A 26,037-nucleotide genomic window follows, 5' to 3' on the forward strand; every position below is an offset into this window, starting at 1 on the left:
CTCCTGTCACTTACTTATCAACTTTTAAATAGGCAGTAATAATAACATCAGGATCTTTTACAGATCCATTATTACCTACTGTGCCTTTTTTAATCTTATCAACAACATCCATTCCCTTTATGACTTCTCCGACAACAGTATATTGACCATTTAAAAAAGCAGAGTCATCAAAACAAATAAAAAACTGAGAATTTGCTGAATGAAGATCTTGTGAACGCGCCATACCAACAGTACCACGCTTAAACGGCTGTTTTGAAAACTCTGCTGGTATATTAGGGTAATTTGAACCGCCCATACCAACACGTTTAAGATCAAAATCCACACTCCCTTTTTTACCAAACTTTACATCACCAGTCTGAGCCATAAAGCCAGGAATAACACGGTGAAATACAACATTATTGTAAGCGCCCTCCTCTGTTAATTTTTTAATTTGCTCAACATGTTTTGGAGCTAAATCAGGACGCAAACGAATAATCACATCACCATTTTTAAGAGATAAAACAAGGATGTTAGAATCATTTGCGAAAGCACTCAATGAACAAAAACAGAAAATAGATGTTAAAATGGCAAAAACTCTAAGATACACAATCACTCTCTCCTAAAGATTGAAATTTTAAACACAAAGCTTGTGCAACATTTAAAGGCACAAAGGGTGCTACATTGCCTCCCATAGCAGCAATTTGGCGCACTAAAGTGGAAGTTATCGCACGTCCAGAAATGCTCGCTGGCAAAAAAACAGTCTGCAACTCAGGAGCTATAATACTATTCATACCTGCCATCTGCATTTCATAATCAAAATCAGTACTATCACGCAATCCACGAATAATAAATGAAGCACCAATCTCACGAGCCTTATGAATCAAAAGATTATCAAATGAAATAACTTGTATTCGATCAGGCTCAACATTTAATAATTCTTTTCTTATCTGCTCAATTAAATCAACCCGTTCTTCAAAGCTAAAAAGAGTTTTTTTTGTAGCCTGCACACCTATAGCTATAACGACTTTATCAGCCAAAACTAGACCGCCTTTCAAAACATCAAGATGACCGTTTGTAAAAGGATCAAAAGAACCTGCGTAAAGAGCAATTCTCATCATTCTACTCCGCTACCTTGATCCCCCTCAATAATATCAGCAGTATCTGAATGCTTCCTACTTTCACTGTCTAATTGGCCAACATCATCTTCAGGCTCAGAAATACGCTCAACTGATACAACTTTTTCTCCCTCAGCCGTATTAAAAATCGTCACCCCCTTAGTTGAACGACCAGCTATACGAATACCATCAACTGGGACACGAATAAGTTGTCCTCCATCCGACACCAACATAATTTGATCTTGCGCTTTTACCGGAAAAGCCGCCACTAATTTACCAATTTCAACAGTTTTAGATGGATCTGTTGCACGAATTCCTTTCCCACCACGTCCCGAAATACGGAATTCATATGAAGAAGATCGCTTGCCATAACCAAATTCACTAACTGTTAAAAGCATTTGCTCACGAGCATTAAGTTCTGTGTAGCGTTCATCTGTCAACTCTGTTTCAATTCCACCATCGCCTTCATCAAGAGCAGAAATATCCTCAGAATCTGAACCAGTTGCACGACGTTCATTAATCACACGTTTAACATAAGCAGCACGTTCAACTGACGTCGCCTCAACATGCTCTAAAATAGTCATCGAAATAACTTTATCACCTTCCGATAAATTGATACCGCGTACTCCTACTGAATTACGACCTGCAAATAAACGAACTTCAGTAACTGGGAAACGAATACATTGCCCATTAGCCGTTGTTAAAACAACATCATCATATTCCGTACAAGTTTCCACAGAGAGAATTTCATCTCCTTCTTCATCAAGTTTCATTGCAATTTTACCATTACGATTAACTTGAACAAAATCTGATAATTTATTACGACGCACAGTGCCACGTGTTGTTGAAAACATAACATCCAATGCGCTCCAATTTTCTTCTCCTTCTGGCAAAGGCATAATAGTTGTTATACGCTCACCTTGCTGTAAAGGAAGCAAATTGATCAAAGCTCGCCCGCGTGATTGTGGTGTACCGATAGGTAAACGCCAAACTTTTTCCTTATAAACAATCCCACGTGATGAAAAAAACAGAACCGATGTATGCGTATTAACCACGAATAAACGCGTTACAAAATCCTCATCCTTCGTGGACATACCAGAACGTCCTTTACCACCGCGTCGCTGCGCACGGTATGTATTGAGAGGCACACGCTTAATATAGCCACTATGACTAACTGTTACGACCATATCCTCTGATGCTATCAAATCTTCATTATCCATTTCAGCACTGCCAGAGCCAAATACAGTACGTCTAGGAGTTGCAAATACTTCCCGAAGAGCATTTAACTCATCTTTAACAATGTTCATAATGCATGTCCGAGATGCTAAAATATGAAGATAATCGGTAATATCCACTCCAATTTTATTTAGTTCATCAGCGATTTCATCACGCCCAAGTGCTGTAAGCCTTTGCAAACGCAATTCCAAAATAGCGCGCGCTTGTTCTTCAGATAAATTATAAGTATTATCATTATGGATAACATGACGAGGATCATCAATCAGCTTAATCAAAGATGCCACATCAGCAGCTAACCAACGCCGCTCCATGAGTTGTATACGTGCTGTTTGTGGATCAGGAGCTTTTCGAATTAATGCTATAATTTCATCAATATTGGCAACAGAAATAGCAAGACCAACTAAAACATGAGCACGTTCACGTGCTTTACGCAATAAATATTTTGTCCGCCGACTTACAACCTCTTCTCGGAAAGACACAAATGCACGAAGCATATCGAGCAACGTCATTTGTTCAGGCTTTCCCCCATTCAACGCCACCATATTACAACCAAAGGAAGTTTGCAGCGGTGTATAACGATACAATTGATTCAAAACAACATCAGCAACAACATCTTTCTTAAGTTCAATAACGACGCGATACCCATCACGATCAGATTCATCACGCAAATCAGAAATTCCCTCAATGCGTTTATCACGCACCAATTCCGCCATTTTCTCAATCATCATTGCTTTATTAACTTGATAAGGTATCTCGCTTACAATTATTGCCTGTCGACCATTACGAATCTCTTCAATATCAACCTTAGCACGCATAATAATCGAACCGCGGCCTGTTTCATAAGCAGAACGAACGCCAGAATGACCAAGAATAATACCACCTGTGGGAAAATCGGGACCAGGAATAATTTCAATTATTTTATCAAGTGTTATATCGGGATCATCAATCAAGGCAATACAGCCATCAATAACTTCACCAAGATTATGAGGAGGAATATTCGTTGCCATTCCCACAGCGATACCACCTGACCCGTTAACCAAAAGGTTTGGAAAGCGAGCCGGTAACACTACTGGTTCATATTCACGTCCATCATAATTGTCTTGAAAATCAACAGTATCTTTATCAATATCAGCTAAAAGCTCTTCTGAAACTTTTTCTAAACGACATTCTGTATAGCGCATTGCTGCAGGCGGATCACCATCTACAGAGCCAAAATTTCCTTGACCATCAATTAACGGATTTCGTAATGAGAAATCCTGTGCCATACGCACCAATGCATCATAAATTGATGAATCGCCATGAGGATGGAACTTCCCCATAACTTCACCAACAACACCCGCAGACTTACGGTAAGGCTTGTTAAAAGAAAGCCCCATCTCGTTCATGGCATGCAAAATACGTCGATGAACGGGCTTTAAACCATCACGTACATCAGGAAGTGCACGCGAAACAATCACGCTCATCGCATAATCGAGATAAGAGCGCTGCATTTCATCAATAATGCTGACTGATTCAATACCAGTTAGCACATCACGTTCTGGTAGTGGAGTAAGATCGGTCACGGCTTTAAGACTTTCAAAAAAGAATCATTTCACTCTTTTTATATCTAAAAATACGTCAAAACGCCAACTCCCCCCCTGGAATAGAAAAAAAATTTAACAATCATTTTCAATAAGTTACTTATTTGTGTTTAAAAGCACCAATAAAAAGAACAGGATCTCCTTTCCTGCACTTTAAAAATTTAGATAAATAATTAGAAAAGCACAAAAAGAAATAAAAGATAAAATATTAAATCTTGAAGCGCTATCAAAAAGGTACATCATCATCTAATTTGTGAGAAAAACTCTCTCCTGATTGAGTGCTGTTTTGACTAAATACATCCCGCTGACTTAAGTTACTCTCACCAAAATCACCACCGCTATAATTGCCGCTCGACTGGTGTGCTCCTTGCACTTGCTCTCCGCCAGCTGCTCCACGCCCATCAAGCATTTGTAATTCACCACGGTATTTTTGCAAAACAACCTCTGTGGTATAACGATCATTACCATTTTGGTCTTGCCATTTACGCGTCTGTAACTGACCTTCAATGTAAATTTTGCTGCCTTTTCTTAAATATTGCTCTACAAGCTTAATGAGATTTTCGTTAAAAATAACAACATTATGCCACTCTGTGCGTTCTTTACGTTCATTTGTATTACGATCACGCCAACTTTCCGAAGTAGCAATACGCAAATTTGCCACTTGATCACCAGAATTTAAACGGCGAATTTCAGGATCTGCACCAAGATTACCAATTAAAATAACTTTATTAAGGCTACCAGCCATCGCATAAACTCCAAAATAGTAAACTGCGCAATTATAACAAAATATAACAACAACGTATAGTTTATTTCATCAATAAAAATAAAGATCTATCATCTTTATTTTCTTCTTATAGAATTTTCAATCTCTTTCCACATTATAAATGTGCTACACACATTGTAATTCCTTTAAAACAGTTTTATTTTACTTTAGATATTAATTTTATCACCTATGCTAGGGATAAGCATGCCTCACCAAAAATACATCTCTATTCGCGGCGCTCGTGAGCATAATCTTAAAAACATTGATCTAGACCTCCCTCGTGATAAACTGATCGTTATAACAGGACTTTCCGGTTCAGGGAAATCATCTTTAGCTTTTGATACAATTTACGCTGAAGGCCAACGCCGCTATGTTGAAAGCCTTTCTGCTTATGCGCGCCAATTTCTAGAAATGATGCAAAAACCTGATGTTGACCGAATAGATGGTCTTTCTCCCGCTATCTCTATTGAACAAAAAACAACCAGCCGTAATCCTCGGTCAACAGTGGGAACTGTCACAGAAATTTACGATTATATGCGCCTTCTTTTTGCGCGTATTGGAGTTCCTCATTCCCCTACTACAGGACTTCCTATTGAGAGTCAGACTGTAAGCCAAATGGTTGATAAAATTATGAGCTTACCAAAAGGTACACGGATATTCATTATGGCACCAATAGTGCGAGGACGAAAAGGAGAATATAAAAAAGAATTAACAGAGCTTGTAAAAAAAGGATTTCAGCGAGCCAAAGTTGATGGAGAGTTTTATGAAATTTCTGATATTCCCCTTCTTGATAAAAAATATAAACACGACATAGACGTTGTGGTAGATCGTCTTGTTGTGCATAATGACATTAGCTCTCGCTTAGCTGATAGTATAGAGACTTGCTTAAAGCTTGCGAATGGAATTGCAATTGTTGAAATGGCAGACCAACCTTTAATACAAAAAAATTCAAAAGAATCTGCCAATAAATCAAAAAATGAAACACATAAACGCCTTACCTTCTCAGAAAAATTTTCATGCCCTATATCTGGATTTTCTATCCCTGAAATTGAACCACGACTATTTTCATTCAATAATCCTTTTGGTGCTTGCCCTATTTGCGATGGACTTGGTACAAAAAAGACAATTGACCCGACTAAAATTATTCCAAATAAGAATCTTAGCTTAAAGGATGGAGCAATCGCTCCTTGGGCTAAATCATCCTCACCTTTTTATCATAATACCTTAGAGGAACTGGGAAAAATTTACGGATTCAAACTGACAGATAAATGGAGTGCACTTTCAGATGAAGCTCAAAACGCTATTCTATATGGCATAAAAGAAAAGACAATGTCTAATGATTTAGCGTTGCATAAAACAACACAACACTTTGAGGGCATTATTCCCAATATGGAAAGGCAATGGAAAAAAACAAATTCTGCCTGGTCACATGAAGAAATCGAGCGTTATATGTCTTCTTCTCTCTGTCCATCTTGCCATGGCTATCGTTTAAAACAAGAAGCGCTTGCTGTCAAAATTCATGGAATGCATATTGGAGAAATATCAGAACTTTCTATCTTAAAAGCAGATGATTGGTTTGCTAACATTCATCAATACCTGACTGAAAAACAACGTAATATCGCAGTACGTATTTTAAAAGAAATTCGTGAACGCTTAGCTTTTTTAAATCATGTAGGGCTTGAATATCTTACTTTATCTCGAAATTCAGGCACACTTTCAGGTGGAGAGAGCCAACGTATTCGGTTAGCATCTCAAATTGGATCTGGTCTTACAGGCGTTCTTTATATCTTAGATGAACCCTCTATCGGATTACACCAGCGCGATAATGAACGACTTCTAAAAATGCTATGCCACTTACGCGATCTCGGCAATACAGTTATTGTTGTTGAACATGACGAAGATGCTATTCTGACTGCAGACTATGTCGTGGATATTGGTCCTGCCGCAGGTGTTCATGGTGGAAAGATCATAGCTCAAGGCACCCCACAGGAAGTTATAGAAAATCCATCATCTCTCACAGGTCAATATCTTTCAGGGAAAATGGCAATTAAATTGCCCACTCAACGACGCAAAATATCAAAATCAAAAACACTTAAAATTATTGGTGCGCGAGGCAATAACCTAAAAAATATCAGTGCCGACATTCCTCTTGGAACTTTTACGTGCATAACTGGTATTTCAGGAGGAGGAAAATCAACATTCCTCATTGAAACTCTTTTCAAAGCTGCATCACGCCATATTATGGGGACTCATCACAACCCAGCAATCTATGACAAAATTGAAGGTTTAGATCTTCTTGATAAAGTCATCGATATCGACCAATCACCCATTGGACGCACCCCTCGTTCTAATCCAGCAACATATACAGGAGCATTTACCCATATCCGTGAATGGTTTGCCGAGCTTCCAGAGTCAAGAGCTCGCGGTTATAAAGCAGGGCGTTTTTCATTTAACATTAAGGGGGGGCGCTGCGAGGCATGCCAAGGCGATGGAATTATAAAAATTGAAATGCACTTTTTGCCCGATATCTACGTTATTTGCGATGTATGTCAAGGAAAACGCTATAATCGTGAAACGCTAGAAGTGAAATTTAAAGGAAAATCTATCGCTGATATCTTGAATATGACAATCGAAAAAGCAGAGGAATTTTTCCAAGCAGTTCCCTCTATTCACAACAAAATGAAAACCCTCATAAAAGTTGGACTCGGCTATATCAAAGTAGGACAGCAAGCTACCACACTTTCTGGTGGTGAAGCTCAACGTGTGAAGCTGGCAAAAGAACTTTCACGCAAAACAACAGGTCGTACACTCTATATTTTAGATGAACCAACAACAGGTCTACATTTTCATGATATTTCGAAACTTCTTGAAGTATTGCATGAACTTGTTGAGCAAGGCAATACAGTTGCAGTAATAGAACATAATCTTGAAGTCATAAAAACAGCAGACTGGATTATTGATTTAGGACCAGAAGGTGGGGATCGCGGTGGTGAAGTCGTTGCAAGTGGACGACCTGAAGATATTATTAATACTCCCCTTTCCTACACAGGAAAATTTCTAAAAGAAGTTTTACTGCGCCGACCTTTAGAAAACCCCAACTCTTAAAAAAAGCCCCAATATAAAATACATATAGAACAATAAAAAGTTCAAAATTTTATGTATTAATTCGTTTCTTTACAAGTATTGCAGTCTTTTTTTCATAAAACAACAGCATCTCAATTTGTGCTATAAGAAAATATTGAAAAATGCATATCTCTAAAATTTTGATTTTTTTGTCGTATAAAAGTATCTGTTAGCATATTTATATTATTAATATAATTTAGAGCGGTCTAAAAAACAAAATAGTATGGGAGATAATTTTAAAATGAAAAAAATTGAAGCCATCATAAAACCTTTTAAACTTAATGAAGTGAAAGATGCGCTTCAAAACATTGGATTATGTAGTATTACTATAGCAGAAGAAAAAAGTTTGTGGCATAACAGGGTATTAAGAATTTTACCGCAGTATGAATATACTGTTTGCACCTAAAATAAAAATTAAATTATTTACCGATGGAAAATTTAAATAAGCCGTTGAGACATACGTAAAACAGCTCAAATAGAAGATGGGAAATATATGTTTTTCCAAAGATAATATCATCCCTATCAATACTAACAAAACTAGAACCAATATCCTTTAATATATAAGATTTTCCATAATTTTATCCAACTCAATCCAATAAGGAAATGGAATATGACAACCGCATCAGATATTCTTAAACAAATAGCAGACAATAACATACGTTTTGTCGATTTACGTTTTACCGATCCACGAGGCAAATTACATCATGTCACAATGGATATTGTAGAAATCAGCGAAGATACATTTAATGATGGTGTCATGTTTGACGGTTCTTCAATTTCTGGATGGAAAACAATTGATGAATCCGATATGGTATTGCTACCAGATCCGGAAACAGCACATATTGATCCTTTTTTTGCCCAATCTACGTTAGTTATATTTTGCGATGTACTTGATCCTATTTCTCGAGAGTATTATCGCAGAGATCCTCGCTCTATCGCTAAGAGAGCTGAAAATTATATAAAATCCTTGGGAATCGGGGATACCATCAATATAGGTCCAGAAGCAGAGTTTTTTATTTTTGATGACGTGCGCTATAAAGCTGACCCCTACAACACAGGATTTAAACTTGATTCAAGCGAACTGCCATCAAATGATGATACTGAATATGAGATGGGCAATCTCAGCCATCGCCCAAAAATGAAAGGCGGCTATTTTCCCGTTCCTCCGATCGATTCTTGCCAAGATATGCGCTCTGAAATGCTCACAACACTAAAAGATATGGGCGTCCGCGTCGAAAAGCACCATCACGAAGTGGCTGCAGCTCAACATGAATTGGGCATTCGCTTTGATACTTTAGTCCGCGAAGCTGATAAAATGCAAATCTTTAAATATGTTGTGCATCAGATAGCGAACAGCTACGGAAAAACAGCAACATTCATGCCTAAACCAATTTTTGGCGATAATGGTTCAGGTATGCATGTCCATATATCAATTTGGAAAGAAAATAAGCCAATCTTTGCGGGAAATGAATATGCGGGACTGTCAGAGACTTGTCTATTCTTCATTGGAGGTATTCTTAAGCATGCCAAAGCAGTCAATGCCTTCACTAACCCATCTACAAATTCCTATAAGCGTTTGGTTCCTGGTTATGAAGCTCCTGTTCTCCTCGCCTACTCTGCACGCAATCGCTCCGCATCTTGCCGAATTCCATTAAGCTCTTCACCAAATTCAAAACGTGTAGAAATTCGTTTTCCAGACCCAACAGCCAACCCATACTTAGCTTTTGCGGCACTCTTAATGGCTGGTCTTGATGGTATTAAAAATAAAATCCATCCCGGACATGCTATGGATCAAGATCTTTATGACCTTCCTCAAAAAGAGCTCAAAAAAATTTCTACAGTTTCGGGAAGCTTGCGCGAATCACTTGAAGCGCTTGATAAAGATCGTAGCTTTCTTAAAGCCGGTAATGTTTTTGATGATGATCAAATTGACTCCTTCATTGAGTTAAAAACACAAGAAGTTTTGCGCTATGAAACAACTCCGCATCCCGTCGAATTTGATATGTATTATTCTGTTTAAAGAATGCATTGTTCTTTTTAATTTTAAAATGGAGATCAAAAGTCTCCATTTTATCAAGTTATAAAATAATTGAGGTTGGCAAAAATTTTAAAGGACTTTCATTTGAAAAATGAATTCGCACAAATGAGCGGAAAAAATTTAACTTTGTAAGAAAGTCATAATAATTGTAGCTGCTGCATCAAATTCAGCTTTCTTATAAGTTCGACGAGCCATCGCTTCCTCGTCAGCTCCCCACTGCTCTATCATCCAATTTTCATCCAAATGTGCAATATCCCAAGCATAATCTGAAGTAATTTTTCCCACCGAAAGAGCTAAAGCAATGAGAGCTGATCCGGTTAAAGTCGTAATCGTATGAAGTGCAGCGAGCATATAAGGGGACTCTATCTTACGTAAATAATTACTCACAGCTTGAATAGCTTCTCGCGGTTGTTCAACATACATCAGCCCTTCTGTTAGATTAAAACGTGCACCGAGTTTTTCTTCCGCCCAATCTAACAAAGGATCCCACTGTTCACATTGTCGTTGTACTAATTCTTTTGGTGTTTGAGCACGGTAAAAAATCATATCGCATGCAACAAAACGCAACAAGTCTTCAAAAACAACCTGCATATCATCCACTATGCCGTCAATAACAGTATTCACAAGACGTGTAACCGGCATTTTTTCTGGATCAATAACCTGTTTTTGATTCTTAAACTCCTGTACAACTAATGCAGCAAACGCTTCTGTAGGTACAATAAAGTGGCGTTTTGCCGGCGTTTTAACTGAACATTTATCCAATAATATAGAAAAGCCTCTCTCCTCACACACAATTTTAACTTCTTTATAAAATCGTTTAGGTAGCATTTTATGTGAAGGATGTTGCGACTTATGAGAAAAATCATTTTTATTTAACGGCATATCTAAATGATCAAAAATTCCACGCATATCGCTCCACCTATACTATTTAAAATTTACTAGTTTTTCTGGAAGAAAGTTCGCATTAACTTTTTATAAAACAGATATAACGCAAGTTTTTAATTTGCTAAAAGAAACATCAACTAACTCAAATCAACTTTACATTTATTTCATCAAAACTAAATCCTTTAAAATAAAATATTTTGCACATAATCAGATGAAATTCAGCTGTTAAATTTTTTCCATTATTCTGTATCACCATCAATTTCATTAAAAGCTAAAAGATTAAAGCTTTGTACCATATGAGGCGGTAAAGGTGCGACAATATCCAATATGCCTCCTAAAGGATGAGGTATACGAATGCGACGTGCATGAAGATGAAGCCGATTTTGAATTCCTCCTGGAAACTCCCAATTACTATCAGAAAAAAAATATTTTGAATCACCAATGATAGGATGATTCATATGCGCAGCATGCACACGAAGTTGATGTGTCCTGCCAGTATAAGGTTCCATTTCAAGCCATGAAAGCGTTCGACCTCTGGTATCTAAAACGCGATAGTAGGAAACTGCATGATTAGAATCCGGCTCCCCATGTTCACAAACACGCATTTTATCACCTTGCGCAGCTCCATCTTTAACCATCCATGTTGAAATTTTATCTTGGCTTTTTTTAGGAACCCCCCTAACCAACGCCCAATAAGTCTTTTTTGTTTCTCGTGCTCTAAAAGCAGCAGTTAAAGCTTGCGCAGCACCTCTTGACCGAGCAACAATAAGTACACCTGACGTTTCACGATCAAGACGATGAACCAAACGTGGCTTTTCACCTTTTTTATTGCGCCACACTTCAAGCATACTATCCATATGGCGTGTCAAACCAGAGCCACCTTGTACAGCCAAACCCGCAGGCTTGTTAAAAACAAAAACTTTCGGATCTTCATAGAGCAGCATTTTTTTTAAAATGACTCTGTCATCTTGTCCACGAATAGTTTTATCCGTTATAGGAAGATCCTTTTTATCATCAAAAGATAACGGAGGAATGCGAACAGATTGCCCAATAAGAAGCCGCGTATCAGTTTTAACACGCCCGCCATCAACCCGTATCTGACCAGAACGTAGCAATTTTTGTAAAAATCCAAACCCAAGTCCCGGATAATGCACTTTAAACCAGCGATCTAAGCGCATACCACTTTCGTCGGCTTCAACCTTTTTTATTTTGACGCTTATCATGACCAGTTTCCTTGCCATATTATAATTTTATTATCAGTTTTTGTGTCGCATCTTTAATAAACACAAGAATTTATATCCTATAGAGTAGAATAAAATTAATTTTATCACACCACATTACAGTTAGTATCTAAAATTTCCTTTTCTTATTGTTTAAATTCTATTAACTCAAAGGCTAACTGCTATCCTGTATTTTTTATGCTTACAATAGCTATTGGAGATATCATCTGTGTCCTTATTTAAAACTTATGCTCGCGTCCTTACTTATCTAAATAAAGAAAAAAAAGCATCTCTTCTTATCTGTACAGGTAATGTTATGTTGGCTATTATCACCATAGCAGAACCTGTTTTATTTGGACGCGTCATTGACTCCATCGCCGATAAATCGGGTATTATTCTTACTCTCACAATTTGGATCTGTTTTGGTATTTTTAATATTATTGCTTATGTCTTTGTTGCTCGCAGTGCTGATCGCTTGGTACATAGGCGCCGCTTAACTGTCTTAACTGAATCTTTCGAACGTGTCATTGCTATGCCCTTAATTTGGCACCAACAGCATGGAACTTCTAACGCTCTCCACACATTATTGCGCGCTGTAGATTCTATGTCAGCCATATGGCTTGATTTTATGCGACAACATCTTTCAACCATTGCTGCTTTATTCATCCTTATACCCACAGCATTTAACATGAATTGGCGCCTTTCAACAGTTCTAGTTATTCTTGCCATTATTTATGTGTTGATCGCACGTTTAGTCATGAAAAAAACAAAAGATGGGCAAGCCGCTGTAGAGCGCTATCATCACAACCTTTTTAAACATATCAGTGACTCAATTTCTAACGTTTCCATTGTACAAAGCTATAACCGAATCAAAGAAGAAACTGCGGCACTACATCAACATACACACGATCTCCTTAAGGCACAAAACCCCGTTTTAAATTGGTGGGCTCTTGCAAGTGGTTTAAACAGAATGGCCTCTACAATTTCAATAATGTGTGTCCTTCTTCTTGGAACTTTCTTTGTGACAAAAGGCCAATTACGTGTAGGTGAAGTTGTTGCTTTTATTGGATTTGCACAATTAATGATTAATCGCTTAGATCAAATTAGCAGTTTCATTAATCTCGCAGTCTCCTCACAAGCAAAGCTACAAGAATTTTTTGAAATGGAAGATTCAACTTTTCATATCAATAAGCCTGATAATTTTCCTTCCCTCAAAAATGTTAAGGGCGCAATACAATTTCATCATGTTACCTATAAATTTCCAAATTCTTCTCAAGGTGTTTTTGACATTTCCTTTGAGATTAAAGCAGGACAAACTGCTGCTATTGTAGGACCAACAGGTGCTGGTAAAACAACATTAATCAATTTGTTGCAACGCGTGTATGACCCTACGTTTGGACATATTTCCATTGACGGAGTGAATATACGTTCTATTAATCGCGAATCTTTACGTAAATCTTTAGCAACAGTGTTTCAAGACACTGGTCTTTTTGATCGTAGTATCCGCGACAACATAGCAATAGGAAAATCTACCGCAACAGATAAAGAACTTTACGAAGCTGCAAAAATAGCAGCTGCTCATAACTTTATTCTAGAAAAAATTAATTGTTATGATACACTGGTTGGCGAAAGAGGTTCCCAATTATCAGGTGGAGAAAAACAACGATTGGCAATTGCGCGTGCAATTTTAAAAGATTCACCCATTCTTATTTTAGATGAAGCAACCAGTGCTCTTGATGTTGAAACAGAAGCCAAAGTTAAGGATTCTCTCAAAAGTATAAGTAAAAATCGAACCACTTTAATTATAGCGCATCGACTTTCAACAATTCGTCACGCTGATATTGTGTTATTTTTAGATCATGGACACTTAATTGAAAAAGGGAGCTTTCAAGAATTGATCGATAAAGGTGGACGCTTCCATAAATTACTAAAAGCTGGCGGCTTAACAATCGATCAGCCAATGATAAAAACTGAAAATGAATCCTTGACTGCATTACATGAAGCTATTGCATCATAGAATCAAAATAACACCTTTAAAATAAGAACAGAACACCACAAATAATAGGTAAAAATTACCTTTCAATAAAAGCCTTCAATGCTAAAATAGCCTCATCAGCTTTATCTCCTTCTGGTCCACCAGCCTGCGCCATATCGGGACGACCACCACCACCTTGACCGCCTAGAACACCTGAAATAACACGAACTAAATCAACAGCATTCAACTTACCAACTAAATCATCAGTAACACCAACAACCGCACTTCCTTTACCATCTCCAGAAACGCCAACAAAAGTAACCACTCCAGACCCAATCTGCTTCTTCCCAGAATCCACTAATGCTTTAAGATCTCGTGGCAAAATATTTTTAACAACACGCCCCATAAAAGAAATGCCATTGACACGAATAATATCTTCTTGATCACTCTTTATGGCATTACCACCTAATGCAATTTTTTTGCGTACATCACTTAACTCTTTTTCAAGTTTACGACGTTCATCAAGAAGAATCCGAACACGTTCTTCTACACTAAAAGAAGAAGCTTTTAAAAGATCAGAAATTTCACGAATTCGCTCCTCTTGAAGACTAAGATAAAGGCGTGCAGCTGTACCTGTTAATGCTTCAATACGACGAACTCCAGCCGCTACAGAGCTTTCAGAAATAATATGGATTAAACCGATATCTCCTGTCCTCTCTACATGTGTTCCACCACATAGCTCCATTGACCAAAAGCTTTTTAATCCTTCATGCTCAAGCTGTTCTCCCATAGAAACAACACGTACTTCATCACCATATTTTTCACCAAATAATGCTATCGCTCCTTCAGAAATCGCATCATCTACTGTCATAAGACGTGTTGTTACTTCACTATTTTGCAAGACAATGTCATTAGCTAAATCCTCTACCCTTTTCAACTCTTCTAAAGAAACCGGTTTAGGATAAGAAAAGTCAAAACGTAACCGATCTGGCGATACAAGAGACCCCTTCTGCGTAACCTGAGATCCTAATATTTGACGCAAAGCTTTATGTAATAAATGGGTAGCAGAGTGATTTGCACGGATTTTTTTACGACGAACAACATCAACTGTTAATTCTACACAGTCAGATATATTGGCCTGACCAGATTTAACTTCCCCAATATGAATAAAAACACCACCAGCCTTTTTCTGAGTATCATGTACTTCAAAAAGAAAGCATTTATCACCAGAAATGATACCGCTATCACCTATTTGCCCACCAGATTCACCGTAGAAAGGCGTTTGATTCACAACAAGAATGGCTTTTTGCCCAGAAGAAACACTATTAACGATTTTTCCATCATGGACGAGAGTTGTAACTATACCCTTAGCTTTTTCTGTTTCATAACCCACAAACTCTGTAGCTCCCACTTGATCAAAAACAGAAAACCAAATTGCTTCTGTTGTAGTATCACCGGAGCCAGACCAATTTGCTCGTGCTTCTTTTTTTTGATACTCCATAGCTTTATCAAAAGCATTAACATCAACAGATATTCCGCGATGCCGAAGAACATCTTGCGTCAAATCAAGTGGGAAACCATATGTATCATAAAGTTTAAAAGCTACTTCACCGTCAAAATGATCACCTTTTTTAAGATTAACACTCGCTTCATTCAACAAGCCAAGCCCTCGTTCAAGAGTTTTTCGAAAACGTACCTCTTCTAACTTTAAAATTTCTGAAATCAAAGATTCAGCACGCACCAATTCAGGATAAGCTTGCCCCATTTGGCTGACTAAAGCAGGAAAAAGACGCCACATCAATGGTTCTTTAACACCAAGAAGATGAGCATGGCGCATAGCACGACGCATAATACGGCGTAAAACATATCCCCGACCTTCATTGGAAGGCAGAACACCATCAGCAATCAAAAATGCAGATGAGCGAAGATGATCAGCAATTATACGATGGCTCGCAACAAAATCACCAGTTGCCTTAACCCCCGTTATATCTTCTGACGCACCAATTAACGCACGAAAAAGATCAATGTCATAATTATTATGAACCCCCTGCAAAACAGCAGCGACACGCTCTAATCCCATACCAGTATCGATAGAAGGATGAGGTAAATCAACACGTTCTTCCTTGCTCACCTGCTCATACTGCATGAAAACAAGATTCCAAATTTCAACAAAGCGATCGCCATCTTCATCAGCACTTCCTGGTGGCCCCCCCTGTACTTTATCACCATGATCATAAAAAATTTCCGAACAAGGGCCACAAGGTCCCATATCACCCATCATCCAAAAATTATCGGCAGTCTCAATACGAATAATTTTTTCATCTGGAAGACCTGAAATTTTACGCCACAATTGAGCAGCTTCATCATCGCTATGATAAACTGTTACCAATAGTTTATCTGCTGAAAGGCAAAATTCTTTTGTTAAAAGATTCCACGCCAAAAAAATTGCTTTCTCTTTAAAATAATCACCAAAAGAAAAATTACCTAGCATTTCAAAAAAAGTATGATGGCGCGCTGTATAACCGACATTATCAAGATCATTATGCTTTCCGCCTGCACGAACACATTTTTGTGCGGCTGCTGCTCGCTTATAAGAAGGCTGTTCAAGTCCAGTAAAAATATTTTTAAATGGCACCATTCCTGCATTTGTAAACATGAGTGTAGGATCATCACGTGGAACGAGTGGACTAGAAGGAAGAATTTGATGATCATTAAGATGAAAATAATCCAGAAAAGTTGACCGGATGCTATTAACACTATTCATATTGATACCTATAGAATACTACACACAAAAAACATACCCATCATTAAATACACTCTTCTCTGCCACTCGTAGAGCTAATTTAATCAAACATAGAAATTAAAAATTTGAAAAATAAAGCAAACTTATATCATAAAGTTTTAATAAATGAACACAGAAAAAATCTTAAAAGCAGGAGTACATTTAGACAAATAACTCATCAAATATCTTCATCACTTTCTGTATTTTCTGATCCTACATTTTCTAGCAATTCAATTGCAATTAGACCCGCATTTTGACGCAAAGCCATTTCAATTTCCGCAGCTATCTCTGCATGTTCACGTAAAAACTGCTTCACATTCTCACGTCCCTGTCCCAAACGCTGAGAATTATACGAAAACCATGAACCAGATTTTTCTACAATACCAACTTTAACACCTAAATCAATCAATTCTCCTAATTTAGAAATACCTTCACCATAAATAATATCAAATTCAACTTGCTTGAATGGAGGAGCTAATTTATTTTTTACCACTTTAACGCGCGTCTGATTTCCAACAACCATATCCCGATCTTTAATTGACCCAATACGACGAATATCCAAACGGACAGAAGCATAAAACTTTAAAGCATTTCCACCCGTTGTCGTTTCAGGAGAACCAAACATTACTCCAATTTTCATACGAATTTGATTAATAAAGATAACCATACAGTTAGAACGAAAAATTGATGCTGTTAATTTTCTTAAAGCTTTGCTCATCAACCGAGCTTGCAATCCAGGTAAAGCATCACCCATTTCACCATCAATTTCCGCGCGTGGTGTTAAAGCTGCAACTGAATCAACAACGAGGACATCAACCGCTCCAGAACGAACAAGTGTCTCTGTAATTTCCAATGCCTGTTCACCGGTATCTGGCTGAGAAATAAATAAATTTTCCAAATCAACACCAAGCTTACGCGCATAAATAGGATCAAGAGCGTGCTCTGCATCTACAAAAGCACAAATGCCACCACCTTTCTGTGCTTCAGCAATAGCATGAAGAGCCAGCGTAGTTTTACCAGAACTCTCTGGTCCATAAATCTCAATAATACGTCCCTTTGGTAATCCACCTACACCCAAAGCGATATCCAAAGATAATGAACCAGTTGGTATTGTTTCAATTTCAACAACCTGCTCTTTTTGCCCAAGACGCATAATTGAGCCTTTACCGAAAGAACGTTCAATTTGTGATAGAGCAGCATCTAGAGCTTTTGTTTTGTCCACAATTATATCCTTACCGAGTCAAATAATCCAACATTCAATGTACACTGTTCTTTTAACTTAACGAAAGCCTTGAGTTTAAATTTTCACAGACTATCTCCATTTCTATAACTGTATATTGTACAAACAACAACTCATTAACGCGAGTAAGCAGAGATTATTTCTTTTTTCTAAGATATAAATATACTTTCAAAAACACCTTTATTAAAAGACAGAAGCTTTATACATTCTATAGCTTTCTTCCCTCAAAGAAACAATTTAAATTTAAAAGCAATCCTTTTATGCACTAAATTTTTGATATTTCTTTGTAAAAAATCACAAGATAAATTTTAAGCCAACTCTTAAAAACTGAAAAATCCATTATCAAGCAAAATACATAATGCAATATACAATTTAAAGTGTTAAATATATAAAAGCGATACAAACGCTTATAAAAGCATAAACAAGAACATATAAGAAAGCTTCATTATACAAAGAACAATACGCATTCAAAGAAAGATCTAAATTGTCACCAAAATTATAGCCGTATAGCTGGAACAAAATCAGTCGCAAAACAATAAAAAACTTTAAAATCCAAAATATATTTTAATTATTTCGTTTTTGTCTTAATTTTTTCCACCATTCAAGACGCTTAATGATCTCACGCTCAAAACCACGTTCTTGCGGCTGATAATAGATTTGATGTTCAAGCTTTTCAGGAAAATACTCCTGTCCTGAAAAAGAATCTGGCTCATCGTGATCATAACGATAATTATGCCCATATCCTTCTTCTTTCATAAATTTTGTAGGCGCATTAAGAATATGCTTAGGAGGAGGCAAAGAACCATTTTCGCGAGCACAACGCATAGCTGCTTTATAGGCAAGATATGTTGCATTTGATTTTGGAGCAGTCGCAACATAAAGGCATGCTTGTGCCAAAGCCAATTCTCCCTCAGGTGATCCTAAGTAATCATAAGCATCCTTCGCTGCATTACAAATAACAAGAGCCTGAGGATCCGCCAAACCTATATCTTCAACGGCTATACGAACCAATCTTCGTCCAATATACAAGGGATCTTCACCTGCATCAAACATACGTGCCAAATAATAAAGAGCAGCATCAGGATCAGATCCACGAACTGATTTATGCAATGCTGAAATGAGATTATAGTGACCATCTCGCCCTTTATCATAAATTGGGGCGCGACGCTGAGTAATTTTTTGCAAAGCTATAGCATCAAAAATCTCTCCTGGTCGCGCAGCAAACCAAATTTCTTCTGCCAATGTTAACGCCGCCCGTGCATCACCATCAGACATTTTGATTAAAACATCTCTAGCATAATCATCCAAGGGAAGAGCTCTCTCTTCTACTTCTTCAGCACGCTTCAAAAGCACATGTAAACTTTCATTATCATGAGGAAGAAACGTCAAAACGCGTGCACGAGAAAGAAGAGAAGCATTAAGCTCAAATGAAGGGTTTTCAGTTGTTGCACCTATGAGGATCACAGTACCATCTTCTATAACAGGAAGAAAACTATCCTGCTGGGCACGATTAAATCTATGAATTTCATCAACAAATAACAGCGTTTTATACCCAGACATAAAACGAGTTTGCGCTACTTCAAAAATTTTCTTAAGCTCAGTCATTCCAGTAAAAATAGCGGAGACTTGCTCAAAAGCGAAACTTGTTTCATGCGCCAATAAACGTGCAACAGTTGTTTTTCCTGTTCCCGGAGGCCCCCAAAAAATCATAGAACCGAATGAACCAGCTGCCGCCATACGTGAAAGCAAACCTTGTTCTCCAACCAGATGACTTTGTCCAATGACATCATGAAGAGAACGAGGACGCATTCTTTCTGCAAGCGGCCGATTTTTATTAATATGAAGATCGGAAGATGAAGTAAAAAAATCTTTATTCAAAAAAACCTCAGCGAATAAATTGACGAATATACATGCCATCACGTTCATATTCTAACTGCCAAATACTCCGATGACCTTGCATAAGAACTTTTTTTAGCTGACTAACTGTTTGAATTTTATGCCCATTAACAACACGCAAAATATCTCCGGAACGAAAAATTCCCGCAGCATTGCTATTCTGATCAAAATTAGTAATGACCACACCTCTCGTAGTCGCAGGAAGATGAAACCGCCAACTATTTTGCGACGTTAAATCCGATACTTCAACACCAAAAAGTGGACCTTTATTAGTAAGCTTTTCAGATTTTAAAAATGTAGACTCCGATACTGATAAAATAGCTATTTCTGTTTTGAAGACCTTTTCATTTCGCAAATATTCTAAAGAAAGCTTTTCGCCAACACCTGTTGTCATTAAACGATACCCAAGGCTATCTGGACTATCAATTCTTATTCCTTCAACACTTAAAACAACATCGCCTACTTTTAAACCAGCTTTTGCAGCAGGACTTTCCTTGACAACGTCAATAACAAGAGCACCATAGGGGCGCTCCAAATTTAGACTCTCTGCAATATCAGATGTAACACTTTGGAAGGATGCACCAATATAAGGTGGAACAAAATATTTTCCTCCACGTTTAACAGTATCAAGAACAACTTTCACGAGATTAGCTGGAATAGCAAAACCAATTCCGACAGAACCACCTGAACGCGAATAAATAGCCGTATTAATCCCGATTAATTGTCCTTTCATATCAATTAACGCTCCACCAGAGTTTCCAGGATTAATGGCAGCATCTGTCTGAATAAAAAAGTCCAAATCAGAAATACCCACACGTGTACGTGCCTGCGCCGAAACAATACCACTTGTAACTGTTTGCCCAACACCGAAAGGATTACCAATTGCAAGAACAAGATCGCCAACTTCAACTGCATCGGAATTCCCTAAAGGAAGAACAGGAAATTTAACATTTTTTACATCAATTTTAAGCACTGCAATATCAGTTGCTTCATCTTTTAGCATAACCTTACTTGCAAATTCTCTTCCATCAGAAAGAGCAATTTTAATTTCACTTGCGTCTTTAATGACATGATAATTTGTAACAACCAATCCACTTGCATCAACAATAACCCCAGATCCTAATGATGATTGTTTACGTAAAGGCTGATTACCCTGATAACGACCCCAAAATTGCTCAAAAAATGGATCACCTTCAAAAAGTGAACGAGTTCTGATTTGCCGATCTGCATAAATATTAACCACAGCCGGAATGGATTTTTTTACTAAAGGAGCAAATGAAAGAACAATTTCTGATTGCGTCTGCGGAATTTTAGCGTATGCACAATTGAGCGATATCTGGATCATAATCGTTCCCAAAAACCACACGAAAAGAAAATACTTCATTACTCGTTCCTCATAAAATTGGTGTACTTTAATTTAATAGAGTAATCCCTCACCCATTATAAAAAAATAAATTACTCTAAAAATAAATGTTATAAAAATCAAATAATTCAATCTTAATAATGATTTTTCTAAATTGATTATTTAAGTAAAATTTATTCTTAAATTCTAACAAAAAACCGCCTTTTAAAGGCGGTTTTCAAAAATTTATAAAGAACGAAACTACTTCACGAAGAAACATCCTTCTTCCTCGCGGTATTTTCTATACGCATGTGATCCGCAGCACCCTTCGCATCAATATCACGATCCACAAATTCTATAACAGCCATAGGCGCATTATCCCCAGAACGAAACCCTGCTTTCATAATACGCAAATACCCACCGTTGCGCAACGCATAACGCGGAGCAAGTACATCAAATAATTTTGCAACTTTTCCAGTATCACGAATAGCTGCAATCGCTTGTCGACGCGCATGCAAACTTCCACGCTTACCAAGTGTAACCAATTTCTCAACGACAGGACGAATTTCTTTTGCCTTTGGAAGCGTTGTCACAACTTGCTCATGCTCGATCAATGAAACCGCCATATTTGCAAACATTGCTCTACGATGACTGGCAGTCCGGTTCAACTTACGACCTGACTTATTATGTCGCATGAGCTTTCTCCTTAAATCTTAATTTTAATATTGATCTTCATAGCGTTTAGCAAGATCATCAATGTTTTCAGGTGGCCATGCAGGAATTTCCATACCTAAATGCAGTCCCATACACGCCAAAACTTCTTTAATCTCGTTTAACGACTTTCGCCCAAAGTTTGGTGTCCGAAGCATTTCAGCTTCTGTTTTTTGAATAAGATCACCAATATAAACAATGTTGTCATTTTTCAAACAATTTGCCGAGCGAACTGAAAGCTCTAATTCATCCACTTTTTTGAGAAGTGCAGGATTAAAAGCAAGCTCAGAAGCTGATTCCTCAACGACTTCCTTCTGTGGCTCTTCAAAATTAACAAATAACGATAATTGATCTTGAAGAATACGCGCAGCAAAAGCAACAGCATCTTCTCCATTAACGGCACCATTTGTTTCAATCGTTAAAGTCAGCTTATCATAATCTAAAACCTGACCTTCACGTGTATTCTCTACTTTATAAGATACTTTGCGAATTGGTGAATAAAGACTGTCAACTGGAATAAGACCTATAGGCGCATCATCAGCACAATTCCGGTCAGACGGAACATATCCCTTTCCTGTGTTGATAATAAACTCCATACGAATTTCCGCATCCTCATCAAGAGTACAAATAACATGCTCTGGATTCAGAATTTCCATATCGCCGACAACATTTATATCCCCAGCTTTAACAATACCAGGCCCTTCTTTAAAAACTACAACGCGTTTAGGCCCTTCCTCTTCCATACGAATAGCGATTTCTTTGATATTCAGAATAATATCTGTAACATCCTCCCGAACACCCGGAATCGATGAAAATTCATGTAGCACACCATCAATTTGCACAGCAGTAACTGCAGCACCACGGAGAGATGACAGCAATACACGACGAAGCGCATTCCCTAATGTCAAGCCAAATCCCCGCTCAAGAGGTTCAGCAATAACACTTAAAACATTTGGATTATCATGCACACAGAACTCAACCTTGTTTGGTTTTATAAGTTCCTGCCAGTTTTTCTGGATCATATTTTTATTCCCGTTCTTTTAGCTCCGCCACCATTCAATCGTAACGGCCAATGTGAACATCAGAGAAGACTCTGACAACGAAAAACAATACCCAATTAAACACGCCGCCTTTTCCGCGGACGACATCCATTATGAGGAATAGGCGTTACATCACGAATGGAAACAATTGTAAAACCAACAGACTGTAATGCACGCAAAGCTGATTCACGACCCGCTCCAGGACCACAAACCTCAACTTCCAATGAACGCACACCATGTTCCTGCGCCTTTTTAGCACAATCTTCTGCTGCAACCTGAGCTGCAAAAGGCGTAGACTTACGTGATCCCTTAAATCCCTGAGCACCCGCGGATGACCAAGCGATCGCATTTCCCTGCGCATCAGTAATGGTAATCATCGTATTGTTAAATGTTGAATTAATATGCACGACACCTGAAGAAATATTCTTGCGCTCGCGACGACGAATACGCGTAGCTTCCTTGGCCATAACCTTCCTTTCAATGATCACTTTACCGCCGTAACACCAGCAGCTCTACCACTTTGCTTTTATTAAAAAATCACAACAAAAAACACAATACCTTTTAAAAAACAAAATATCCTTTTTAAAAGAGATATTATCATTTTTTCTTACCAGCAATTGCCTTAGCTGGCCCCTTGCGCGTACGTGCATTTGTATGAGTACGCTGCCCCCGAACAGGTAAAGAACGACGATGACGTAGCCCTCGATAGCAACCAAGATCCATTAAACGCTTAATATTCATAGCAACTTCACGACGAAGATCACCTTCAACCTGATAACTCTGATCTATTGCTTCACGAATTTGCAATACCTCTGCATCTGAAAGTTCATGCACACGACGCTCGGCAGGAATACCAACCTTTTTGGTAATTTCTTGAGCAAATTTTTGTCCAATCCCGTGGATATAACGAAGCGCAACAACTACGCGCTTATTTGTCGGGATATTGACGCCAGCAATACGAGCCACGCCTCTTCTCCTTGATTTTATTGACAACCATAAAAAACCTTCTGTATCCTACAGAAAGACACTGACCTGACACATATAAGTTCTGAGGTCCACTATTTCACTAAAATAAACTAAAGGAGCTTTTGATAGATTTTACCGTAAAAGTCAACTCTTTTCATTTATTTCCAGAAAAAATTCTTACTTCAGAGACTCCTTAATCATTCGCGATACCTCAGTAACATCAGCCATTCCATCAACAACCTTCAATAACCCTCTCTCCAAATAAAATCTCGACAGTGGAGCCGTTTTTTCACGATACTCTACCAACCGTTTTGCAAAAGAAACAGGATTATCATCTGAACGAACCTGACATCCAGCCGCTACCGTTTCCTCAATACGCCTATTTATTCTTTCAATCAATGCATTTTCATCAATAAACAATTCAACTACAGCATTAATTTGTACATTTTTAGACTGCAAAATCCGCTGCAAAACCTCTGCTTGCTCTACAGTACGCGGATACCCATCTAATATAAAACCGTTCCTACAATCACTTTCATCAATACGATCCGATACAATTTGATTAACAATGCTATCGGGAACCAAAGCACCAGAATCTATAATAGCTCTAACTTTTTTACCAAGTTCTGTATTTCCAGTAACAACCTCACGCAGCATATCACCTGTAGACAAATGAGGAATACCATACTCTTCAGTTAAAATCTTAGCCTGCGTACCTTTTCCAGCTCCAGGAGGACCTAAAAGAATAATTCTCATCGCTTCCTTTTACCTCCACGAAGTTTTGACTTTTTAATCAACCCTTCATATTGGTGTGCAACAAGATATCCCTGAATTTGAGCAACTGTATCAAGTGTAACAGTAACAACAATTAACAAAGACGTTCCTCCTAGATAAAAAGGAACCTTTAGAGCGGATATCATAAACTCAGGCAATAAACAAACCAAAATAATATAGATCGCCCCCACAACAGTAATACGCGTCAAAACATAATCAATATACTCAGCAGTACGCTCACCTGGACGTATCCCTGGAATAAAACCAGAATGCTTTTTTAATTGATCTGCAGTATCGCTCGGGTTAAATACAATAGCTGTATAAAAAAAGCAGAAAAACGCCATTAAAATAGCATAAACAATCATGTAAAGCAGTTGCCCATGATTTAGAGAGTAAGAAATAGTCTGAACCCAAAGCGGCATTTTATCAGAAAAGTTATTAACAGTTGCAGGAAGCAACAACAAAGATGAAGAAAAAATCGGAGGAATAACACCAGCAGTATTCAACTTTAAAGGAAGGTGTGACATATCCCCCTGAAACATTTGATTACCAACCTGACGCTTTGGATACTGAATAAGAATTCGCCGCTGAGCACGCTCAACAAAAACAATCACTCCTACAACAAAAACAACAATAAGAACAATTCCTATCAATAAAAAAGTTGATAAATCTGCTTGACTATGAGCAGTCAAAAGCTGAGCAAAAGTTGAAGGGAAATTAGCCACAATTCCAGTAAAAATAATAAGAGAAACCCCATTACCCACACCGCGTGATGTGATTTGTTCGCCAAGCCACATTAAAAACATTGTTCCGCCAACAAGCGTAATAACGGAAGAAATACGAAACATAAGACCTGGTTCCACAACAACTTGAAGCCCTGTTCCTATACCAGTTTCAAGTGCAACTGCAATACCAAAAGCCTGCATAATCGCTAATACCACTGTCACATAACGAGTATACTGATTAATAACCTTACGACCCAAATCACCCTCTTTTTTAAGAGTTTCTAAAGAAGGAATAATCGAAGTTAATAACTGAACGATAATCGATGCGGATATATAAGGCATAATTCCCAGAGCAAAAATCGCCATACGTCCAACAGCGCCTCCAGCAAACATATTAAACAATCCTAATACACCAGACGCATGATGTTCAAATGTTTGCCGTAAAGCATCAATATTAATACCGGGAAGAGAAATATAAGTACCAAAACGATACACAAGAAGCGCACCTAAGGTAAACCAAATGCGCTTTTTTAATTCAGTCGCACGTGAAAAAGTACCAAAATTTATATTGGAAGCAAATTGCTCTGCCGCTGATGCCATAAAACGTCTCCAGTCTACACTCCATTTTAAAATTACAGAAGCGTAAC

The 26,037-nt window shown here is 37.8% G+C and carries 20 protein-coding genes; 4 read left to right on the plus strand and 16 right to left on the minus strand.

The genetic code is table 11. From position 1 onward, the window contains the following. Positions 1-10: 10 nt before the first annotated feature. The 4 genes from WCP78_RS04805 to ssb form a co-directional block, all read right to left on the minus strand. Entirely contained in the window at positions 11-586 is a 576-nt protein-coding gene (locus tag WCP78_RS04805; protein ID WP_336279368.1) for a peptidylprolyl isomerase, read from the minus strand. Beyond that, positions 576-1,094, minus strand: a complete 519-nt coding sequence (gene coaD / locus WCP78_RS04810; RefSeq protein WP_336279418.1) for a pantetheine-phosphate adenylyltransferase — start codon at positions 1,092-1,094, stop codon at positions 576-578. The genes WCP78_RS04805 and coaD overlap by 11 nt, the downstream gene beginning before the upstream one ends. Next, positions 1,094-3,892 carry a DNA gyrase subunit A gene (gene gyrA, locus WCP78_RS04815; RefSeq protein ID WP_336279369.1) on the minus strand — a complete coding sequence of 933 codons (2,799 nt, stop codon included), beginning with the start codon at positions 3,890-3,892 and terminating at the stop codon, positions 1,094-1,096. The genes coaD and gyrA overlap by 1 nt, the downstream gene beginning before the upstream one ends. 244 nt (positions 3,893-4,136) lie before the next feature. Continuing rightward, positions 4,137-4,655 (minus strand): single-stranded DNA-binding protein, encoded by a 519-nt coding sequence (gene ssb, locus WCP78_RS04820; RefSeq protein WP_336279370.1) that lies wholly within the window; start codon positions 4,653-4,655, stop codon positions 4,137-4,139. A gap of 222 nt (positions 4,656-4,877) precedes the next feature. Between ssb and uvrA the strand changes: the two genes are divergently transcribed. The 3 genes from uvrA to glnA all read left to right on the plus strand — a co-directional run bounded on the left by uvrA (position 4,878) and on the right by glnA (position 9,816). After that, positions 4,878-7,778, plus strand: coding sequence for an excinuclease ABC subunit UvrA (gene uvrA, locus WCP78_RS04825; RefSeq protein ID WP_336279371.1), 2,901 nt, complete (start codon positions 4,878-4,880; stop codon positions 7,776-7,778). Between the two features lie 259 nt (positions 7,779-8,037). Next, complete coding sequence (locus WCP78_RS06265; protein WP_442895298.1) at positions 8,038-8,202, plus strand: P-II family nitrogen regulator; 165 nt, start codon at positions 8,038-8,040, stop codon at positions 8,200-8,202. A gap of 204 nt (positions 8,203-8,406) precedes the next feature. Beyond that, positions 8,407-9,816, plus strand: coding sequence for a type I glutamate--ammonia ligase (gene glnA / locus WCP78_RS04835; protein WP_336279372.1), 1,410 nt, complete (start codon positions 8,407-8,409; stop codon positions 9,814-9,816). Between the two features lie 138 nt (positions 9,817-9,954). Here glnA and WCP78_RS04840 read toward each other — a convergent pair whose 3' ends face one another. Next, positions 9,955-10,743, minus strand: coding sequence for an ATP12 family chaperone protein (locus WCP78_RS04840; RefSeq protein ID WP_336279373.1), 789 nt, complete (start codon positions 10,741-10,743; stop codon positions 9,955-9,957). 215 nt (positions 10,744-10,958) lie between these two features. Continuing rightward, positions 10,959-11,942 carry an RluA family pseudouridine synthase gene (locus tag WCP78_RS04845; protein WP_336279374.1) on the minus strand — a complete coding sequence of 328 codons (984 nt, stop codon included), beginning with the start codon at positions 11,940-11,942 and terminating at the stop codon, positions 10,959-10,961. Between the two features lie 226 nt (positions 11,943-12,168). On the opposite strand from WCP78_RS04845, the gene WCP78_RS04850 reads away from it, so the two are divergent. Continuing rightward, positions 12,169-13,956, plus strand: coding sequence for a glucan ABC transporter ATP-binding protein/ permease (locus WCP78_RS04850; RefSeq protein ID WP_336279375.1), 1,788 nt, complete (start codon positions 12,169-12,171; stop codon positions 13,954-13,956). Between the two features lie 55 nt (positions 13,957-14,011). Here the strand turns inward: WCP78_RS04850 and alaS are convergent, their stop codons facing one another. The 10 genes from alaS to secY all read right to left on the minus strand — a co-directional run bounded on the left by alaS (position 14,012) and on the right by secY (position 25,990). After that, positions 14,012-16,678: an alanine--tRNA ligase gene (gene alaS, locus WCP78_RS04855; RefSeq protein WP_336279376.1), complete on the minus strand. Its 2,667-nt coding sequence runs from the start codon at positions 16,676-16,678 to the stop codon at positions 14,012-14,014. A 196-nt stretch (positions 16,679-16,874) separates the two neighbouring features. Then, positions 16,875-17,918, minus strand: a complete 1,044-nt coding sequence (gene recA / locus WCP78_RS04860) for a recombinase RecA (protein WP_336279377.1) — start codon at positions 17,916-17,918, stop codon at positions 16,875-16,877. A 582-nt stretch (positions 17,919-18,500) separates the two neighbouring features. Beyond that, on the minus strand, positions 18,501-19,814 hold the full coding sequence (locus WCP78_RS04865; RefSeq protein ID WP_336279378.1) for a replication-associated recombination protein A: 1,314 nt from the start codon (positions 19,812-19,814) through the stop codon (positions 18,501-18,503). Between the two features lie 7 nt (positions 19,815-19,821). Beyond that, positions 19,822-21,216, minus strand: a complete 1,395-nt coding sequence (locus tag WCP78_RS04870) for a DegQ family serine endoprotease (RefSeq protein WP_336279379.1) — start codon at positions 21,214-21,216, stop codon at positions 19,822-19,824. A gap of 224 nt (positions 21,217-21,440) precedes the next feature. Further along, the gene (gene rplQ / locus WCP78_RS04875; protein ID WP_336279380.1) at positions 21,441-21,869 is read right to left on the minus strand and encodes a 50S ribosomal protein L17; all 429 of its coding nucleotides are present in this window, start codon (positions 21,867-21,869) and stop codon (positions 21,441-21,443) included. A 24-nt stretch (positions 21,870-21,893) separates the two neighbouring features. Next, positions 21,894-22,907: a DNA-directed RNA polymerase subunit alpha gene (locus WCP78_RS04880; protein WP_336279381.1), complete on the minus strand. Its 1,014-nt coding sequence runs from the start codon at positions 22,905-22,907 to the stop codon at positions 21,894-21,896. Between the two features lie 95 nt (positions 22,908-23,002). Further along, the gene (rpsK, locus tag WCP78_RS04885) at positions 23,003-23,392 is read right to left on the minus strand and encodes a 30S ribosomal protein S11 (protein ID WP_336279382.1); all 390 of its coding nucleotides are present in this window, start codon (positions 23,390-23,392) and stop codon (positions 23,003-23,005) included. A 130-nt stretch (positions 23,393-23,522) separates the two neighbouring features. Then, positions 23,523-23,891 (minus strand): 30S ribosomal protein S13, encoded by a 369-nt coding sequence (gene rpsM, locus WCP78_RS04890; protein ID WP_336279383.1) that lies wholly within the window; start codon positions 23,889-23,891, stop codon positions 23,523-23,525. A 177-nt stretch (positions 23,892-24,068) separates the two neighbouring features. Next, positions 24,069-24,647 carry an adenylate kinase gene (locus tag WCP78_RS04895; protein WP_336279384.1) on the minus strand — a complete coding sequence of 193 codons (579 nt, stop codon included), beginning with the start codon at positions 24,645-24,647 and terminating at the stop codon, positions 24,069-24,071. Continuing rightward, positions 24,644-25,990 (minus strand): preprotein translocase subunit SecY, encoded by a 1,347-nt coding sequence (gene secY, locus WCP78_RS04900; RefSeq protein ID WP_336279385.1) that lies wholly within the window; start codon positions 25,988-25,990, stop codon positions 24,644-24,646. The genes WCP78_RS04895 and secY overlap by 4 nt, the downstream gene beginning before the upstream one ends. Positions 25,991-26,037: the final 47 nt, after the last annotated feature.

Source organism: Bartonella occidentalis, assembly GCF_037070875.1.
Classification (GTDB): domain Bacteria; phylum Pseudomonadota; class Alphaproteobacteria; order Rhizobiales; family Rhizobiaceae; genus Bartonella.

Bases quoted from the DNA above. Each gene is read 5' to 3' on its own strand.
- coaD (WP_336279418.1), bottom strand. From the start codon at position 1,094: ATGAGAATTGCTCTTTACGCAGGTTCTTTTGATCCTTTTACAAACGGT.
- ssb (WP_336279370.1), bottom strand. From the start codon at position 4,655: ATGGCTGGTAGCCTTAATAAAGTTATTTTAATTGGTAATCTTGGTGCA.
- uvrA (WP_336279371.1), top strand. From the start codon at position 4,878: ATGCCTCACCAAAAATACATCTCTATTCGCGGCGCTCGTGAGCATAAT.
- WCP78_RS06265 (WP_442895298.1), top strand. From the start codon at position 8,038: ATGAAAAAAATTGAAGCCATCATAAAACCTTTTAAACTTAATGAAGTG.
- glnA (WP_336279372.1), top strand. From the start codon at position 8,407: ATGACAACCGCATCAGATATTCTTAAACAAATAGCAGACAATAACATA.
- WCP78_RS04840 (WP_336279373.1), bottom strand. From the start codon at position 10,743: ATGCGTGGAATTTTTGATCATTTAGATATGCCGTTAAATAAAAATGAT.
- WCP78_RS04845 (WP_336279374.1), bottom strand. From the start codon at position 11,942: ATGATAAGCGTCAAAATAAAAAAGGTTGAAGCCGACGAAAGTGGTATG.
- alaS (WP_336279376.1), bottom strand. From the start codon at position 16,678: ATGAATAGTGTTAATAGCATCCGGTCAACTTTTCTGGATTATTTTCAT.
- WCP78_RS04870 (WP_336279379.1), bottom strand. From the start codon at position 21,216: ATGAAGTATTTTCTTTTCGTGTGGTTTTTGGGAACGATTATGATCCAG.
- rplQ (WP_336279380.1), bottom strand. From the start codon at position 21,869: ATGCGACATAATAAGTCAGGTCGTAAGTTGAACCGGACTGCCAGTCAT.
- WCP78_RS04880 (WP_336279381.1), bottom strand. From the start codon at position 22,907: ATGATCCAGAAAAACTGGCAGGAACTTATAAAACCAAACAAGGTTGAG.
- rpsK (WP_336279382.1), bottom strand. From the start codon at position 23,392: ATGGCCAAGGAAGCTACGCGTATTCGTCGTCGCGAGCGCAAGAATATT.
- WCP78_RS04895 (WP_336279384.1), bottom strand. From the start codon at position 24,647: ATGAGAATTATTCTTTTAGGTCCTCCTGGAGCTGGAAAAGGTACGCAG.
- secY (WP_336279385.1), bottom strand. From the start codon at position 25,990: ATGGCATCAGCGGCAGAGCAATTTGCTTCCAATATAAATTTTGGTACT.